12 protein-coding genes are annotated in these 17906 nt (G+C 39.9%); 11 read left to right on the plus strand and 1 reads right to left on the minus strand.

The window, feature by feature from the left end; translation table 11 throughout:
• Window positions 1-345: 345 nt before the first annotated feature.
• From PSE83_RS07995 to kdsB, 6 genes are all read left to right on the plus strand, one after another.
• Window positions 346-2739, plus strand: a complete 2394-nt coding sequence (locus tag PSE83_RS07995) for a DNA internalization-related competence protein ComEC/Rec2 (protein WP_231135921.1) — start codon at window positions 346-348, stop codon at window positions 2737-2739.
• A gap of 36 nt (window positions 2740-2775) precedes the next feature.
• Window positions 2776-4521, plus strand: coding sequence for a lipid A ABC transporter ATP-binding protein/permease MsbA (gene msbA / locus PSE83_RS08000; RefSeq protein ID WP_004256213.1), 1746 nt, complete (start codon window positions 2776-2778; stop codon window positions 4519-4521).
• Entirely contained in the window at window positions 4518-5516 is a 999-nt protein-coding gene (gene lpxK / locus PSE83_RS08005; protein WP_004256210.1) for a tetraacyldisaccharide 4'-kinase, read from the plus strand. Before msbA ends, lpxK begins: the two co-directional genes overlap by 4 nt.
• Window positions 5517-5918: 402 nt before the next feature.
• Window positions 5919-6134, plus strand: coding sequence for a cold-shock protein (locus PSE83_RS08010; RefSeq protein WP_004256206.1), 216 nt, complete (start codon window positions 5919-5921; stop codon window positions 6132-6134).
• Window positions 6135-6273: 139 nt separating this feature from the next.
• Window positions 6274-6453 carry a Trm112 family protein gene (locus PSE83_RS08015; protein ID WP_004256203.1) on the plus strand — a complete coding sequence of 60 codons (180 nt, stop codon included), beginning with the start codon at window positions 6274-6276 and terminating at the stop codon, window positions 6451-6453.
• A 5-nt stretch (window positions 6454-6458) separates the two neighbouring features.
• Entirely contained in the window at window positions 6459-7205 is a 747-nt protein-coding gene (gene kdsB, locus PSE83_RS08020; protein WP_004256200.1) for a 3-deoxy-manno-octulosonate cytidylyltransferase, read from the plus strand.
• Between the two features lie 87 nt (window positions 7206-7292).
• Here kdsB and elyC read toward each other — a convergent pair whose 3' ends face one another.
• Window positions 7293-8120, minus strand: a complete 828-nt coding sequence (gene elyC / locus PSE83_RS08025) for an envelope biogenesis factor ElyC (RefSeq protein ID WP_004256196.1) — start codon at window positions 8118-8120, stop codon at window positions 7293-7295.
• A gap of 354 nt (window positions 8121-8474) precedes the next feature.
• Between elyC and cmoM the strand changes: the two genes are divergently transcribed.
• From cmoM to ldtD, 5 genes are all read left to right on the plus strand, one after another.
• Window positions 8475-9263, plus strand: a complete 789-nt coding sequence (gene cmoM / locus PSE83_RS08030; protein WP_004256191.1) for a tRNA uridine 5-oxyacetic acid(34) methyltransferase CmoM — start codon at window positions 8475-8477, stop codon at window positions 9261-9263.
• Window positions 9260-10585, plus strand: coding sequence for a chromosome partition protein MukF (gene mukF, locus PSE83_RS08035; protein WP_164565381.1), 1326 nt, complete (start codon window positions 9260-9262; stop codon window positions 10583-10585). The genes cmoM and mukF overlap by 4 nt, the downstream gene beginning before the upstream one ends.
• Window positions 10566-11291: a chromosome partition protein MukE gene (mukE, locus tag PSE83_RS08040; RefSeq protein ID WP_004256187.1), complete on the plus strand. Its 726-nt coding sequence runs from the start codon at window positions 10566-10568 to the stop codon at window positions 11289-11291. The genes mukF and mukE overlap by 20 nt, the downstream gene beginning before the upstream one ends.
• Window positions 11291-15733, plus strand: a complete 4443-nt coding sequence (gene mukB / locus PSE83_RS08045) for a chromosome partition protein MukB (protein ID WP_272660794.1) — start codon at window positions 11291-11293, stop codon at window positions 15731-15733. Before mukE ends, mukB begins: the two co-directional genes overlap by 1 nt.
• 413 nt (window positions 15734-16146) lie before the next feature.
• A complete protein-coding gene (gene ldtD / locus PSE83_RS08050) occupies window positions 16147-17898 on the plus strand; it encodes a L,D-transpeptidase (RefSeq protein ID WP_004256175.1) in 1752 nt (583 codons plus the stop codon).
• Window positions 17899-17906: the final 8 nt, after the last annotated feature.

Genomic DNA, 17906 nt, shown 5'->3' on the forward strand with positions numbered 1-17906 from the left:
ACACCAACACCAACACCAACACCAACACCAACACCAACACCAACACCAACACCAACACCAACACCAACACCAACACCAACACCAACACCAACACCAACACCAACACCAACACCAACACCAACACCAACACCAATATATTTCTAAACTCTTAATGTAATAAAACAAATTCAAAACTACTTTTAGAGATATATACATGTTTTGCGAAGCGCTTCGCAAACTAATATGTACCTTTTTATAAAGAAAAAATATTTCGGGAAGAGCTACATAAAAGAGATGATAGAAACTTAAAAAATTTAGTATGAATAATTAAACTAGAGCTAATAAATCTATGTAGGGATACTAAAATTGATAAAAAATATCATCTACATAATGAGATGGTTAAATAATCCACTCAAAAAATATAATTTAATCTTTAATAAAAACTCACCTGTTTCGATGACGCTGGCTTCTATTGCTTTGATTTTAGGTACGTTACCACTTTTATTTATACCTGAAATTATAATGTTGAGTGAATTACTCTTTATCGTGTTATTTATGGTGCTGTTAATAATGCTCTTTCTATTGGGTAAGTTAGGAAAGTTCCTTGCATTAACTATTATGTTTTTCTTATGGGCTAATTGGCATGGAATTAATATCATTAACCATATCAATTATCTATCTACAAAAAATAACGATATTAATATAGTTATTGTTGGTATTTCATTAAGTGACAAAGAACAAAAAATCAAAGTACGTATTGATAAAATTAACAACCGCATTGTTTTCCCTCCTTTATATGCTACGTGGAAAACAAAGGAAACAGTTTGCGCTGGGCAGTTGTGGCGAATCAATGGCACTGTAAAGCCACTACACAGCTCACTAAATGAAGGAGGATTTAACCTACAACGTTATTATTTGGCTAATAGAATCATTGGAGTTTTGAAAAGTAAGAAAATAGAATTATTAAAAAAGGATTGTTCTGTAAGACAAAAAGTTATCCATAATTATATGGAGCTAATTAATTCATTATCTAATAAAGGGATTATTTATGGACTAATGTTTGGAGATAGAAGTTTGTTGGCAGTAGAACAAACATATTTACTACAGAGAACAGGTTTGACACATTTAATGGCTATATCAGGCTTGCATATTGGGTTAGCTTACTTGTTTGGCTTTCTTATCACTCGAGGGATTCAATATTTTTTACCAATAAAGTATGTCAATGAAACACTACCAGTAGTAATTGGTATAGGGCTAGCAATTTTTTATGCATGGATCTCTGGCTTTGCTATCCCTGCGACTCGAGCATTATTTGCCCTACTATTATGGGTATATATCAGAAATAAGCCTGCAAGGTATTTTGCTTGGCAATGGGCACTGTGGAGTATCGCAGGAATATTATTATTAGACCCATTAGCTATTTTGTCAGATAGTTTTTGGTTATCTAGTTTCGCTGTGCTAGCCATTCTTTATTGGTTAACCATATTTCCACTACCATATCATTTATCTAAAGGTGTAAAGGGGAAAATTATAGGGTTAACCCATTTACAAATTGGCTTACTAGTCTTACTGATCCCAATGCAACTTAGTCTATTTAATGGTATTAATGTAATGGGGTTAGTGGCAAATATCTGGTTTGTCCCGTTAGTTTCTTGGTGTGTTGTTCCTGCTATTTTGCTCTTGTTTTTAGTACCAATAAAAGTGGTTCAGCAACCTATTTTATATACGATAGATAGGGTTATAGATATAGGGCTAAAACCATTACCTTATTTCAGTACTTTTTGGTCAGAATTTATCAATGTTCCCTATTATTTATTTTTAATATGTTGGTTAAGTATCATTGTCGTTTTATTTAAGTGGTACAAGCGCTATTTCGGGCTTATTAGCTGTGTAGTTATTTCAATTTTCTTAGAAAAGGGGAGCGGTAAACAATCCAAAGAAGGTTGGAGAATGACGGTATTAGACATCGGGCATGGTTTGGCTGTTGTGATAGAACAAAACAATTTAGCGTTACTCTATGATACAGGTAATGTATGGAAAGGGGATAGCAATGCACAGCGTCAAATTATTCCTTTCCTTAAATATCACGATATAACCCCAATTGGAGTCATTTTAAGCCATAATCATTTAGACCATACTGGTGGCGCAAATTATTTAATCCAGCAATATCCATGGCTAAGTGTAAGAAGTAGCTTTGGCCCACAAAAAACGTCGGTAAATAGGGAAAAAACTAATAATATAAAAAGTATGGAACACCTTCCGTGTTTTAAAGGCCAAAAATGGCAGTGGGGGATATTAACTTTTGAAGTATTATGGCCTGAAAAGCTAGCACCAATATCACATAATGATGATTCTTGTGTTATTCAATTAACGGATGGGTTTCATAAAATTTTATTAACAGGAGATATCGAAAAACAAGGGGAAAAATCACTGGTCGCAATGTACAAGAATCGGTTACGTTCGACTCTTCTTTTCGCTCCTCATCATGGAAGCAGCACGTCATCAACTGATTTATTATTAAGAAATGTTCAACCTTCAATGGTGGTAGTCTCATCAGCAAGGTATAGTGCATGGAAAATTCCATCGCCAAAAGTCTATTTTCGGTATAAAAATAATAATATTAAATGGTTAAATACAGCGGAAGATGGCCAGTTAACTATATGGTTTAAAAAGGAAAAAATTAAAATTTCACGTTATCGCTATGAAATTCAGCCCCGCTGGTATCATCTGTGGTTTGGCTTACCGCTATTTCCCGAGTAGAATAGTGCGCTTACATTAAGTCTGGTAATTAAAAGTATGAATGATAAAGACCTTTCGACAAAACAAACTTTTCGTCGCTTGTGGCCGATAATTGCGCCTTTTAAAGCGGGTTTAATCGTTGCAGCAATAGCACTTATCATAAACGCAGCGGGTGACGCGTTTATGATTTCTTTATTAAAACCTTTATTGGATGAGGGCTTTGATAAAGCAGATAATGACGTTTTAAAATGGCTTCCGCTTGCGGTGTTAGGTTTAATGGTTGTTCGTGGTGGGTCTAGCTTTGTTTCAACCTATTGTGTTTCCTGGGTTGCAGGTAAAGTCGTGATGAACATGCGGCGTAAATTATTTGGTCATATGATGGGAATGCCTGTTAGTTTTTTTGACCAGCAATCGACAGGAACACTATTATCTAGAATTACCTATGATTCAGAACAAGTTGCATCTTCTTCTTCTGGAGCATTAATTACAATTATTCGTGAAAGTGCTTATATCATCGGGTTGTTTGCGATGATGTTTTATTATAGCTGGCAACTTTCTCTTATTTTAATCGTAATTGCCCCGATTGTATCAGTCACTATTCGTATCGTCTCTAAACGTTTTCGTAAGATTAGTAAAAACATGCAAACCGGAATGGGGCATGTGACGGCAAGTGCTGAACAGATGTTAAAAGGCCATAAAGAAGTTTTAATTTTTGGGGGACAGAAAGTTGAGACTGAACGCTTTAATAAAGTCAGTAACAACATGCGCCGCCAAAATATGAAAATGGTAACCGCTTCAGCAATTTCAGACCCTATTGTTCAGTTAATTGCATCATTTGCACTAGCATTTGTCCTTTATGCAGCGAGTTTTCCTGAAATTCGTGATGAATTAACATCGGGTACAATTGCAGTTGTTTTTTCATCAATGTTTGCACTGATGCGTCCTTTAAAATCATTAACTAACGTTAACTCACAATTCCAGCGTGGTATGGCGGCTTGCCAAACTTTATTTGCTATCTTAGATTCCGAACAAGAAAAAGATAACGGAAATAAAGTACTTAAAGAGGTTAAAGGAGATATTAAATTTGAACATGTTACCTTTACCTATGCAACCAAAGAACATCCTGCGTTAGACGATGTTTCGTTTACTTTGCCAGCAGGGAAATCAGTTGCTCTGGTTGGGCGATCAGGTTCAGGTAAGTCCACAATTGCAAATTTGATTACACGTTTTTATGACATCGACGAAGGGTCTATTCAAATTGATGGGCATGACATTCGTGAATACACGTTATCTTCATTACGTAGTCAAGTCGCGTTAGTTTCTCAGCATGTTTATCTATTTAACGATACGATAGCCAATAATATTGCCTATGCAACAGACGGCAGCTACAGCCGTGAGCAAATAGAGAAAGCTGCAGAAATGGCTTATGCAATGGATTTTATTGCTAAACTTGAAAAAGGCTTGGACACGGTTATTGGTGAAAATGGTGTTATGCTTTCTGGCGGGCAACGTCAAAGAATAGCGATTGCTCGAGCACTGCTACGTGATGCCCCAATTCTTATTCTTGATGAGGCGACATCCGCGCTAGATACAGAGTCTGAACGTGCTATTCAAGCTGCCCTTGATGAGTTACAGAAAAATAGAACATCTTTGGTCATTGCCCACAGGTTATCGACGATAGAAAATGCAGATGAGATATTAGTTGTACAAGATGGCCGAATCATTGAGCGTGGTGACCATAAATCGCTATTAGCTCAAGATGGCGCATATTCACAGTTACATAGCATTCAGTTTAAACAATGATAGAACGCATTTGGTCTGGCAAGTCATGGCTGTATCTTTTATTGCTGCCGTTATCTTTCCTTTATGGGTTGGTAACGGTAATTAGGGATATAGCTTATAAAATCGGGCTGAAACGTTCATGGAAAGCGCCAATTCCAGTGGTAGTGGTGGGAAACCTGACAGCGGGGGGAAATGGTAAAACCCCTGTTGTTATCTGGTTAGTGGAATCACTCACCAAAGAAGGCTACCGCGTGGGGGTTGTTTCTCGAGGGTATGGCGGTAAAGCTGAAAAGTACCCGCTGATACTCGATGAAACGACGACAACTGAAGTTGCTGGGGATGAACCCATACTAATTTTTCATCGTACTAAATCCCCCGTGGCTGTTGCGCCTAAGCGCAGTGATGCAGTTAAAGCGTTATTGGAAAAATTCCCATTAGATGTGATTATTACTGATGATGGGTTGCAGCACTATGCATTGCAACGTGACTATGAGATTGTCGTTATTGATGGCCAGCGTCGTTTTGGTAATGGTTGGTGGCTACCCGCAGGGCCTATGCGTGAAAGGGCTGGGCGTTTAAAGCGTGTTAATGCTGTCATTGTTAACGGTGGTGAAGCTCAAGAAAATGAAGCCGTAATGGCCCTTGAAGGCGATGTTGCTTATAACTTGGTGACTGGTGAAAAACGTGCAGTTACACAGTTACCTGCGGTTGTCGCAATGGCAGGTATTGGTCATCCTCCTCGTTTTTTTACCTCATTAGAAAACAAAGGGGTCGAAGTTATTAACACTCATGCTTTTGCTGATCACCAATCGTATGAATTAAAACAGCTTTCACCGTTAGTTAAAAATGAGCAAAACTTATTAATGACCGAAAAAGACGCGGTGAAATGCCGTGCTTTTGCACAACCAAATTGGTGGTTCCTTCCAGTACAAGCACAATTGCAGCCGATTGACGCTGAAAAAATCTTAAGCGGAATAAGAAAACTTATCACAAATAACAAAAAAACTTGTCTATAACGTTCCTCTGTGATAATAATATCTCCAATGTGATATAGATCTACTTATTATGTATCTAGATACAATACATTGATAATTGGATTTTATACTAGCTTAAATTTCACGCTCCGTTCTTTAGTTAGTCTTCATATCCTCGCGTAATCTACATTGTAAAGTCGCTGTCACTGCGTTTTGTCATCATAATGTCAAAATAGACTGTTAACTTCGCAGTAGATTAGCGGTGTCTGAAATCTATATATATGGGCGTTATAAAATATGCGCAATGATTTGTGCGCATGAATTGGTAAAGTTTAATTACTCTTTGATGTATTAATAGATCGGCATTTTATAAATGGGAAGCAAGAAAGAGTAATGATACAAAGATAAAAAAAATATTGTTCTCAGAACAAAAGGAGTTTTAATATGAATTTTCAATTACATATGGGTCGAGTTAAATGGTTTGACGCAAAAGAAGGTTACGGTTTTATTTCACCATTCAATGGTGGTGATGATGTATTTGTGACAACAAAGTCAATTGCTAATAAAAAAATCAAATCATTATTCGAAGGTCAAAACGTTGAGTTCTCTGTTACTCGTAATTCGGATGGCATAACGGCAGCTGACGTTATTGCTTATTAGATAATAAACAGAACAATTTCTCCTGCTTTTATCCTCTCATCTCTCGCAGGAGATCTTATTCAGGAAGATTAAAGTTAACGGTGATATCTGCATGTGATATCCTGACTCCAAGTGAGTTAAAATCCATTCGGGAGAAAACATGGATCACCGTTTACTTGAAATCGTTGCCTGTCCTGTATGTCACGGCAAATTAAGTTATAACAAAGAAAACCTCGAACTTATCTGTAAGTTTGATCATTTAGCCTATCCAATTCGTGACGGCATCCCTGTATTACTAGAAAATGAAGCGCGCCCCGTTTCATTAGATGAAGGTCAGTAATCCTCATGTTTACGGTTATTATTCCTGCTCGTTATGCCTCAACACGCTTACCAGGTAAACCTTTGGCTGATATCCATGGCAAGCCAATGGTTGTTCGAGTAATGGAGCAAGCTGTTAAATCGGGGGCTAGCCGAGTGATAGTTGCGACAGATCACTCTGATGTTGCTAAAGCGGTGATTGAAGCAGGTGGTGAAGCTTGTATGACTAACCCAAATCATCAGTCTGGGACAGAAAGACTAGCTGAAGTTATTGATACCTATGCTTTTTCTGACGATGAAATCATTGTGAATGTGCAAGGTGATGAACCTTTAATTCCACCTGAGATTATCAGCCAAGTTGCTCGTAATCTTCAGGGGAGTAAAGCTGAAATGGGGACGCTAGCTGTACCTATTAATGATGCTCATGAAGCGTTTAATCCAAATACTGTCAAGGTTGTTACTGATCACGAAGGTTATGCATTGTATTTTTCTCGGGCAACTATTCCTTGGGATAGAGACAACTTTGCGAAAAGCCATGATGTAATAGAGGATACCTTTTTGCGTCACATTGGTATATACGCTTATCGAGCAGGGTTTATTCGTCGTTATATTAAGTGGGAAGCAAGCCCATTAGAGAAAATCGAAATGCTAGAGCAACTTAGGGTGCTTTGGTATGGCGAGAAAATTCATGTGGATGTCGCGAAAACTACGCCAGGTGCTGGTGTTGATACCCCTGAAGATCTTGAACTCGTTAGAAGTCAATTTATTCAGTAGCCCACATTTTCCTAATAGCTCAAATAGCCAATATGCGATTTAGCTAAACAAAAGGTGTAATCTCAATAGATTACACCTTTTTTGCTACTATTCAGCGGTAACTGACTCAGGCGTAGCAAGTTGCTCTTCTAACGCCTGTGTATTATTGGGTTTTAAATGCCACCAAAGCGTACCAAGAAATTCATACCAAGCACGTTCACTATGGCCAAAGTAATAAGAGGAAGGGATATATTTCTCCCATGGATTAATTTCACTCGTGATAACCAACTGATTTGCGGGGGCAGGGAAAGGGTTCATTCCTCGTTGAGTAAACATAGTCATCGCTCGAGGTAGATGGTTAGCAGAAGTTACTAATAAAAAAGGAGATTTCCCAATGATTTTTTCAACTTCATAAGCTTCCTCTTGTGTATCTTTGGGTTCAGTGAGTGGAATAGTATCTTGTGCGGGGACACCCAAGGATTGAGCAACTTGTGCAGCAACTTCGGCACTGCTGATAGGACTACTCGCTTTACCGCCAGTGAAAATTAGTTTACTACCAGGGTGTTTAAGGTAAAGACGAACACCTTCAGTCACTCTAGGTAGGCTATTATTCAACAGATTGGAACTTGGACTCCAATCAGGGTTATACGTAAAACCGCCACCGAGAACAACAATATAACGTACATCTTGAGGTGGATTCTCAGTAATTAATTCATAGCGCTTATTGAATTGTTTTTCTGCTGGGGCAAGTAAAGTATCTGAAACAGGTTGTAACCCCAACAGAGTTATTAAAACTAAACTTAGGGTAGTAAACGCCTTTCCACAACGCTGCCAGCGTGTAAACCAAAGCAAAAGCAATCCGATAAACCCGATGATGAGTAATAATGGTAATGGCATCAATAGAGAACCAATATATTTTTTTAAGATAAATAACATAACTAAGCCTATTTTTAAGGGTTATCGATTAATCATTGTGGCAGAATCTACGGAAAAATATGCAATAACGCAGCGAAATTAGAGGGAAAATAACAGAATAGTGTTTAATAGTAGAAAACTGAAATTTGCTGAGCACAATGAAGTACTATGCAAAAATATAGCTATTATCTGTTATAATTCCTGTTTTAACAGTCGCCTCGCATTGTATGTGATAAATACGCTGCAATATGAGAATATTTCTGGTTAGAGTTAATTTTCTCAATATCAGGATGTAATCAACCATTTTACGTTTTTTCGCGACAAATTGGCTCATAAACCGCTTTAAATAATAGATGATAGGCAACCGGATAGCACATGGCAGACCGCAACTTTGATGATATTGTCGATAAATTTGCAAAAAATATCTACGGAACGACAAAAGGAAAAATACGAGAAGCGGTAGTTTGGCAAGATTTAACTCAATTATTAAGCAGCCAATTTGAGGGTAAAACTCTAAAAATACTTGATGCAGGTGGTGGTGAAGGACACTTTTCACGCAAACTCGCCGAAATGGGGCATCAGGTGATACTTTGCGATTTATCTGAAGAGATGTTGGAACGAGGTAGTGAGCTTGCCAAGGAACAAGGTATTAGCGATAACATGCGTTTTGTTCATTGTGCAGTGCAAGATATCGCACAATATATTGATGAACCTGTTGACCTTGTTTTATTTCATGCGGTACTTGAATGGATTAGCGATCAAAAATATGCAATTGAACAACTGGTAGATATAATTAGACCAGAAGGCGTATTTTCTGTCATGTTCTATAATGCAAATGGTCTGGTGATGCGTAATGCAATTTTAGGAAATTTTCATCTTGCAACGCCACATATTCAACGTCGTCGTAAACGCTCGTTATCACCACAAAACCCGCTTTTTCCTCATCAGGTTGATGCTTGGTTGGGCGAGTGTAATATGCAAATCATCGGTAAAAGTGGTGTCAGGGTATTCCATGACTATTTACAAAGTCGGCAGTTACAGCAAAAAGATTTTCCGGCATTGTTGGCATTAGAACAGCAGTATTGCCGTGAAGAACCCTATATTAGCATGGGGCGTTATGTTCATGTCATGGCACGCAAACAAATACAAAAGGACGATTTATGAGTGATTTTTCCCAGACCGTCCCTGAACTTGTGTCTTGGGCACGAAAAAATGATTTTTCGATTTCACTTCCCGCAGAACGTTTAGCATTTTTGCTTGCGGTGGCGGTATTAAATAGTGAAAGAGTCAATGGTGAAATGAGTGAAGGGGAACTGGTTGATGCCTTTCGTGAAGTTTGCAAAGGGTTTGAGCAGACAACTGAATCATTGTCAGTAAGGGCCAATAATGCCATCAATGATATGGTTCGCCAGAAGATTTTTAACCGTTTTGCCAGTGACATTGTTGAAGGTAATGCAATTTACCGGCTAACCCCTTTGGGGATTGGCATCAGCGATTATTATATTCGTCAGAGAGAGTTCTCAACATTAAGACTTTCCATGCAACTTTCTATTGTTGCAGGAGAGCTGCAACGTGCCGCTGAAGCCGCAGAGGAAGGTGGTGATGAATTTTATTGGCATCGTTACGTGTTTGCCCCACTAAAATATTCAGTTGCTGAAATTTTTGACAGTATTGATTTATCCCAACGTATTATGGATGAACAGCAAAATTCAGTAAAAGAAGATATTGCCGCATTATTAAATCAAGACTGGCAGGCAGCTATTGCTAACTGTGAGCAATTATTATCAGAAACATCAGGTACATTGCGTGAGTTGCAAGACACATTGGAAGCCGCAGGGGATAAACTGCAAGCGAATTTATTACGTATTCAAGAAGCTAATATGAATGCGCCGGCGTTCTCTGACTTAGTGGATAGGTTGGTTTTTGACCTGCAAAATAAATTAGACCGTATTGTTAGCTGGGGTCAACAATCTATCGATTTATGGATTGGTTATGACCGTCATGTTCATAAGTTTATCCGTACAGCTATCGATATGGATAAAAATAGAATATTTTCTCAGCGGTTACGTCAATCTGTTCAGCACTACCTTGATAGCCCTTGGGCACTCACTTACGCTAATGCGGATCGGTTATTCGATATGCGTGATGAAGAGCTCACGTTGCATGATGAAGAGGTCATGGGTGAATTACCACCAGAGCTTGAGTTTGAAGAGTTTAGTGAATTAAATGACAAGCTTGCTGAGCTAATGGAAGTTGAGTTAGCTATTTATAAAGCAGAGCAACGGCCGCTCGATGTTGGCCGTGTGTTGCATGAGTACTTACTGCAATATCCACAAAAACGTCATTTTGATGTTGCTCGAATTATTATCGACCAAGCTGTTAAATTAGGTATCGCAGAGGCTGATTTGGCGGGATTACCGGCAGAATGGCAAGCTATTAATGATCACGGAGCCAAGGTACAGGCACATGTCATCGACAAATATTGAACAATTTATGCCAGTTAAACTGGCTCAAGCATTAGCTAACCCGATTTTTCCAGAGCTAGACAGCCAATTGCGTTCAGGTCGCCATATTAGTGTTGATGACCTTGATAACCACGCATTTTTAATGGATTTTCAGGAAGCATTAGAACAATTTTATGCACGATATAACGTAGAATTAATTCGTGCCCCTGAGGGGTTCTTCTATTTACGTCCGCGATCAACAACCTTAATACCTCGCTCTGTGTTATCTGAATTAGATATGATGGTTGGGAAAATACTTTGTTATCTCTATCTCAGCCCTGAACGCTTGAGTAACCAAGGTATTTTTACCTCACAAGAGTTATTTGAAGAATTATTATCATTAGCGGATGAAAGCAAACTACTTAAATTTGTTAATCAACGTTCGACAGGCTCTGACCTAGATAAACAAAAATTGCAGGAAAAATTAAGAACATCACTCAATCGTTTACGTCGCTTGGGAATGGTGCATTTTCTGCAAAATGATTCGAGTAAATTTATTATTAGTGAATCTGTATTCCGTTTTGGCGCCGATGTGCGCAGTGGCGATAACCCACAAGATGCACAGTTACGGATGATCCGTGATGGTGAAGCTATCTCTCTTGACGGTGAATTATCACTAAAAGATAGTGATGAAGAGGATGGCGAAGAGAGTCAAGAACCGGCAGAAAGTGATGAGGATGAAGAATAATGATTGAACGCGGAAAATTTCGCTCACTGACGCTGGTGAATTGGAACGGTTTTTTTGCCCGAACTTTTGACCTTGATGAATTAGTGACCACGTTATCGGGTGGTAATGGTGCAGGTAAATCAACAACCATGGCGGCATTTATTACCGCAATGATCCCAGATTTAACCTTACTTCACTTCCGTAACACAACGGAAGCCGGCGCGACCTCAGGTTCTCGTGATAAAGGCTTGCATGGTAAGTTACGTCCTGGCGTCTGTTACGCTATTTTGGATGTGTTAAATTCGAAGCATCAGCGCGTCATGGTGGGGGTGCGTTTACAGCAAGTCGCAGGGCGCGATAAAAAAGTCGATATTAAGCCATTTATGGTACAAGGCATTCCATTAGCGACAGTTCCAACGGAAATATTGACGGAAGTTATCGATGGCCGCCAAGCAAAAGTGATCCCACTCAATGAGCTAAAAGAACGTCTTGAAGAACAGGAAGGCGTTTTGTTTAAGCAGTTTAGCTCAATTACCGATTACCACTCGACACTGTTTGAATTAGGCGTGTTACCGAAACGCTTACGTTCCGCGAGTGACCGAAGCAAATATTATCGACTGATTGAAGCGTCACTATATGGCGGTATTTCTAGTGCCATTACTCGCTCATTACGTGATTATTTGTTGCCAGAAAACAGTGGGGTACGTAAAGCATTCCAAGATATGGAAGCGGCTCTGCGTGAAAACCGTTTAACATTAGAAGCCATTCGTGTCACTCAATCAGACCGCGACTTATTCAAGCATTTGATTAGCCAGGCGACTGATTATGTTTCTGCGGATTATATGCGCCATTCCAATGAAAGACGCATTCACCTTGATGCAGCACTGGCTGCGCGCAATGAGCTATTAGCTAGCCGTAAACAATTACGTGTTGAACAAGTTCGTAGCGTCGAAATGGCGCGTGAATTGAATGAGCAAAATGGGGCATCTACAGAATTAGAAGCTGACTACCAAGCTGCCAGTGACCATTTAAATTTAGTGCAAGCCGCGCTGCGTCAACAAGAAAAAATCGATCGCTATCAAGCAGATATCGAAGAACTGACTTATCGTCTTGAAGAACAAAGTGAAGTTGTTGCTGAAGCGACTGAGACTCAAGAAGAATATGAAGCACGAGCTGAAGCTGCTGAAATTGAAGTTGATGAATTAAAAAATCAATTAGCTGACTACCAACAAGCACTAGATGTACAACAAACTCGTGCTATTCAGTACCAGCAAGCCTTGCATGCCTTAACGCGTGCTCGTGAATTGTGCCAGCTTCCTGAATTATCCATTGATAACGCAGATGAATGGCTAGATACCTTCGAAGCGCGTGAACAACAAGCTACCCAAGCGTTATTAGCGCTTGAGCAAAAAATGAGTGTGGCGGATGCCGCACATAGCCAATTTGAGCAAGCCTATCAATTAGTTAGAAATATGGTAGGGGAAGTTAGCCGCAGTGATGCATACCAACAAGCGCGTGCATTATTACGTGATTGGTCATCACAACAACATTTAGCGGATCGTGTACAACCATTACGAATGCAGCTATCTGAATTGCAACAACGTCTGAATAGCCAGCAAAATGCAGAACGCTTATTGGCGGAATTCTGTAAACGTTATGGCCAAAGCTATGAGCCAGATGAACTTGATGCACTGATGGCTGAGCTGGAAGTGCAACAAGAAGAGCTCAGTATTGGTGTGAATGAGAGTGGCGAAAGACGAATGCAAATGCGCCAAGAACTGGAACAAATTCGCCAGCGGATTAGCCAACTTTCATCTAAAGCCCCTGCATGGATTATGGCCCAAGAAGCGCTAACGCAGCTTAATGAGCAATCCCATGAAACGTTTGAGTCAAGTACTGCTGTGACTGAGTTTATGCAGCAACTCCTTGAACAAGAAAGGGAAATAACGGTTGAACGAGATGAAGTTGCTGCGCAACGTAAAGATCTCGAAAAGCAAATTGAGCGGTTAAGTCAGCCAAGTGGTGCGGAAGATGGCCGCATGTTAGCGTTGGCTGAGCGTTTTAATGGTGTTTTGTTATCAGAAATTTATGATGACATTACCATCGAAGATGCGGCTTATTTTTCTGCGTTATATGGCCCAGCTCGTCATGGTATTGTGGTTCAAGACTTATCTGTGGTTCGTAGCCAGCTCGAAACATTACAAGATTGCCCTGACGATGTTTATTTTATCGAGGGGGATCCTCAATCGTTCGATGACAGCGTTTTTGATGCGCAGGAATTTGAAAATGCGGTATTAGTCCGTTCGTCTGAGCGTCAATGGCGTTACTCTCGTTATCCTGAATTACCTTTGTTTGGTCGTGCTGCTCGTGAAAGTCATTTAGAGTCATTAACTGCTGAACGTGATGAGCTTGCTGAGCGTTACGCGAACCTGTCATTTGATGTGCAGAAAATTCAGCGTTCGCACCAAGCATTCAGTCGGTTTATAGGCCAACATATTTCCGTGGCCTTTGAAGATGATCCTGAAGCTGAAATTCGTTCGCTTAACCAGAAACGCACGGAAATTGAACGTGCTTTGGCACAATTTGAAGAGCAAACTCAGCAGCAACGCCAACAATTTGCACAAGGCAAAGAAAGCCTTGCGGCTCTTAATCGTTTATTACCTCAAATGGGGTTATTACTCGATGAAACATTGGCGGACAGAGTCGAAGAGATAAACGAAGAACTAACGGAAGCAGAAGAAGCGGCACATTTCCTGAATAAACATGGTCATGCGTTAGAAAAGTTAGAACCGATTGTGACAGTGTTACTCAGTGATCCTGAACAACATGAACAATTACGCAAAGATTATGAGTCAGCAAAACACAGCCAACAAAATGCAAAACAGCAAGCCTTTGCATTAGTTGAGGTTGTTCAGCGTCGTGCTCACTTTAGTTACAGTGACTCAACAGGAATGGTGAATGAAAACGCGGACTTGAATGAAAAATTACGTCAGCGTTTAGAGCAGGCAGAAACCGAGCGTACACGCGCTCGCGAACAGCTGCGTCAGCACCAAGCACAAAGTGCACAATTCCATCAAGTTCTCGCCTCGTTACGCAGTTCTTTCGATACCAAACAAGAAATGTTGAAAGAGCTCGAAGTTGAGATGCAAGAGATCGGCGTAAAAGCTGATCCTGATGCTCAAGAGCGCGCTCGTATTCGACGTGATGAGCTGCACCAGCGCGTCATGGAAAATCGTAGCCGTATTAACCAGTTAGAAAAACAGCTGACATTATGTGAAGCTGAAATGGATAACTTACAGAAGCGCCTTCGTAAGTTAGAAAAAGACTACTATATGCTGCGTGAGCAGGTAGTGACGGCAAAAGCAGGTTGGTGTGCGGTAATGCGCTTGGTGAAAGACAATGGCGTCGAGCGTCGTTTACATCGCCGTGAGCTGGCCTATACTGACGGTGACAGCTTACGTTCCATGTCGGATAAAGCCTTAGGTGCGTTGCGTTTAGCGGTTGCGGATAACGAACATTTACGTGATGTACTGCGTTTGTCCGAAGATCCAAAACACCCTGAGCGGAAGATCAAATTCTTTATCGCGGTATATCAACACCTACGTGAACGTATTCGCCAAGACATCATTCGTACAGATGACCCGATTGATGCAATCGAGCAAATGGAAATTGAGCTGGCGCGCTTAACGGAAGAGCTAACGGCACGTGAGCAAAAATTGGCGATCAGTTCAAAAAGTGTGGCGAATATTATTCGCAAAACCATTCAGCGCGAACAGAATCGAATTCGTATGCTAAACCAAGGGCTGCAAGCCGTGGCATTTGGTCAGGTTAAAGGGGTTCGCCTCAATGTGAATATTCGAGAAAGCCATGCGCTGTTACTCAGTGTCCTTTCTGAAGAAAGTGAAATGCATCAAGACTTGTTTACCAGCCAACGGTTAACTTTCTCTGAAGCGATGGCGAAATTATACCAACGCCTTAACCCTCAAGTGGATGTTGGGCAGCGGTTGCCACAAACCATCGGTGAAGAATTACTTGATTACCGCAACTACTTAGAATTAGAGGTTGAGGTTAATAGAGGTTCAGATGGCTGGTTAAAAGCAGAAAGTGGTGCGTTATCCACCGGTGAGGCTATTGGTACGGGTATGTCCATCTTAGTGATGGTAGTACAAAGCTGGGAAGAAGAGTCTCGCCGTTTGCGTGCGAAAGATATTATTCCTTGCCGTTTATTATTCTTAGATGAAGCTGCGCGATTAGATGCTAAATCAATTGCAACCTTATTTGAACTGTGTGACAGGTTAGAAATGCAGCTAATTATTGCGGCGCCTGAGAATATTAGTCCTGAGAAGGGCACAACCTATAAGCTAGTTCGTAAAGTGGTTGGTAATCATGAGCATGTGCATGTGGTTGGCTTAAAAGGCTTCGGACAAGAAACCCCGAACGTACAAGCACCAACATTGCAGTAATAGTTTTTGTGAATGAAATGAAAGCCGGTATTTAGGAATAAATATCGGTTTTCTTGTATTTAACAAATAGTGCAAATGCAATTTAACAAGATTATTAATTAATTTGAATAAAACCCGATGTTTAAAACATATTTTTTCATGATGAAAACCTCTTTTTCTATATGGAAATTAAGTGAGAAAGAAAGCGTTAGCTAAAGCTTTTAATTAAAATAAAATTCATCTATGTTTAAAGCACCAATAAATACCCACTAATAATGAAAATAATTCTTTTTCTCATTAAGTGGTTATCTGTCTATAATCCGAAAAAAGGAAAATTAGTCTATTCCTATAACATTACTGCTAAAATTAAATACAATAAAATTGTAATTATAATAAAAAATATTGTTATCCATGTAGTTAATTAAGGTGGATGTATGGCAAAGAGAAGAGTGCGAGCTCTGCAAGTCTCAGTAATATGCGGGTTGATGGCGTTACAGTTTCCTGCATTTTCAAATGAAGAAAATACGCAGCAAAGTGTTTCTGAAGTTCAAGCGGTAGCTCCAGTTACACCAACAGAAAGTTTAGTAAAAATAACACAATCACTTCCTACGGATGTGAAACCTATTTTTTCTACGCAATTAGCAAAACTATATGCTGATAGGCAAATGCAGCTATTGTGGCAAGATGAAACGGCAATTAGCCAATTTCAACAACAATTGGCAGAATTATCCCTTGCTGGGGTTCAGCCTCAATTTGGGGAATGGTTGGCAATACTGGAAAATAACCAGTTAAATGAACTGGGCCGCGACGTTATTTTATCTGATGCCATGCTTGGCTATTTACAGTATTTATCATCAGTAGAGGCGAGCGGGCAGTACTGGCTATATACTAATCGGCCATATAAAATTATTGCTCCAACAACGGCTCAAATGAAACCATGGCTAGATGCCGTTGAATCTAATAACCTAAGTAGTTGGGTAAAATCACAGGCACCGAATCATCCAATGTATTTGCCAATGCGCAAGGAAATGCTGAAATTATTGGCGATGCCTGAAGATAACCTAGAAATAGTAGGAACAAAAGCATTAAAGCTAGGGCAGTCTAGCGATGATGTGGTTATGTTACGTCAAATCTTACAACGTGAAGGGTTACTTGAGGGTGGAAATGTAACCGAAGAAGTTGCCCCTCCTGAAACAATGGCTCAAGTTGCAGAACTGGCGGTTGAACAAACCGTCGAACCAACAGAGCCAAGTGATGCACCTGCAAGTACCGTGTCCAAAGTATATGACCAAGAACTCGTTGATGCTGTAAAAAAATTCCAATTACAATATGGTTTAGAGGCCGACGGCGTAGTTGGAAAAGGCACGCGTGTTTGGTTAAATATGCAGCCAAAACAAAAAGCAGGTTTAATGGCGCTTAATATCCAACGTTTACGTATTATTCCTGCAAGTAGTGGTACAGGAATATTAGTTAATATTCCAGGCTACTCTTTAGATTTCTATTTAAATGACGAAGTCATTTTAGATTCTAAAGTGATTGTTGGTCGTGCTGATCGTAAAACGCCGATCATGAGCAGTGCGCTAAATAACGTGGTAATTAACCCGCCTTGGAGTGTGCCAACCAGTATGGCACGTAAAGATATCGCCCCAAAAGGGAAGCAAGACCCAAGTTATTTTAGTCGAAAAGGCTATACGGTTTATTCTGGTTGGGGGGCTGATTCATATGAAATCAACCCATATGCCATTGACTGGGATAATATTACTCCAGCTAATTTCCCATATCGAATTCGACAAGCTCCTGGCCCAACTAACTCATTAGGGCGCTATAAGTTTAATATGCCGAGTTCAGATGCGATTTATTTACACGATACACCAAACCATAGTTTGTTTAATCGTAATGCACGTGCAATAAGCTCTGGATGTGTGCGTGTGAATAAAGCAAGTGAGTTAGCCAGTATTTTGTTAGGTGATGCAGGTTGGGAACAAAAACGAATTGACGGTGCATTGAAAGAGGGGTCAACACGGTATGTGAATATACCAGATAGAATCCCAGTTTTTCTGTACTACCAAACGGCTTGGGTAGATAAAGACCAACAGCCACAATATCGAGCAGATATTTATCAGTATGATAATTCTATTGATAATGCAGATAAATATTTGCCAATGTTGAAAAAGATTTTACACTAATTGTGAGT

This window comes from Providencia sp. PROV150 (assembly GCF_028481025.1).
GTDB classification, from domain to species: Bacteria; Pseudomonadota; Gammaproteobacteria; order Enterobacterales; family Enterobacteriaceae; genus Providencia; species Providencia hangzhouensis.

What these genes read in the sequence shown, in the direction of transcription:
- kdsB (WP_004256200.1), top strand. Translation starts at nt 6,459, where the DNA reads ATGTTTACGGTTATTATTCCTGCTCGTTATGCCTCAACACGCTTACCA.
- mukE (WP_004256187.1), top strand. Translation starts at nt 10,566, where the DNA reads ATGTCATCGACAAATATTGAACAATTTATGCCAGTTAAACTGGCTCAA.
- mukF (WP_164565381.1), top strand. Translation starts at nt 9,260, where the DNA reads ATGAGTGATTTTTCCCAGACCGTCCCTGAACTTGTGTCTTGGGCACGA.
- ldtD (WP_004256175.1), top strand. Translation starts at nt 16,147, where the DNA reads ATGGCAAAGAGAAGAGTGCGAGCTCTGCAAGTCTCAGTAATATGCGGG.
- msbA (WP_004256213.1), top strand. Translation starts at nt 2,776, where the DNA reads ATGAATGATAAAGACCTTTCGACAAAACAAACTTTTCGTCGCTTGTGG.
- PSE83_RS08010 (WP_004256206.1), top strand. Translation starts at nt 5,919, where the DNA reads ATGAATTTTCAATTACATATGGGTCGAGTTAAATGGTTTGACGCAAAA.
- PSE83_RS08015 (WP_004256203.1), top strand. Translation starts at nt 6,274, where the DNA reads ATGGATCACCGTTTACTTGAAATCGTTGCCTGTCCTGTATGTCACGGC.
- cmoM (WP_004256191.1), top strand. Translation starts at nt 8,475, where the DNA reads ATGGCAGACCGCAACTTTGATGATATTGTCGATAAATTTGCAAAAAAT.
- mukB (WP_272660794.1), top strand. Translation starts at nt 11,291, where the DNA reads ATGATTGAACGCGGAAAATTTCGCTCACTGACGCTGGTGAATTGGAAC.
- elyC (WP_004256196.1), bottom strand. Translation starts at nt 8,120, where the DNA reads ATGTTATTTATCTTAAAAAAATATATTGGTTCTCTATTGATGCCATTA.
- lpxK (WP_004256210.1), top strand. Translation starts at nt 4,518, where the DNA reads ATGATAGAACGCATTTGGTCTGGCAAGTCATGGCTGTATCTTTTATTG.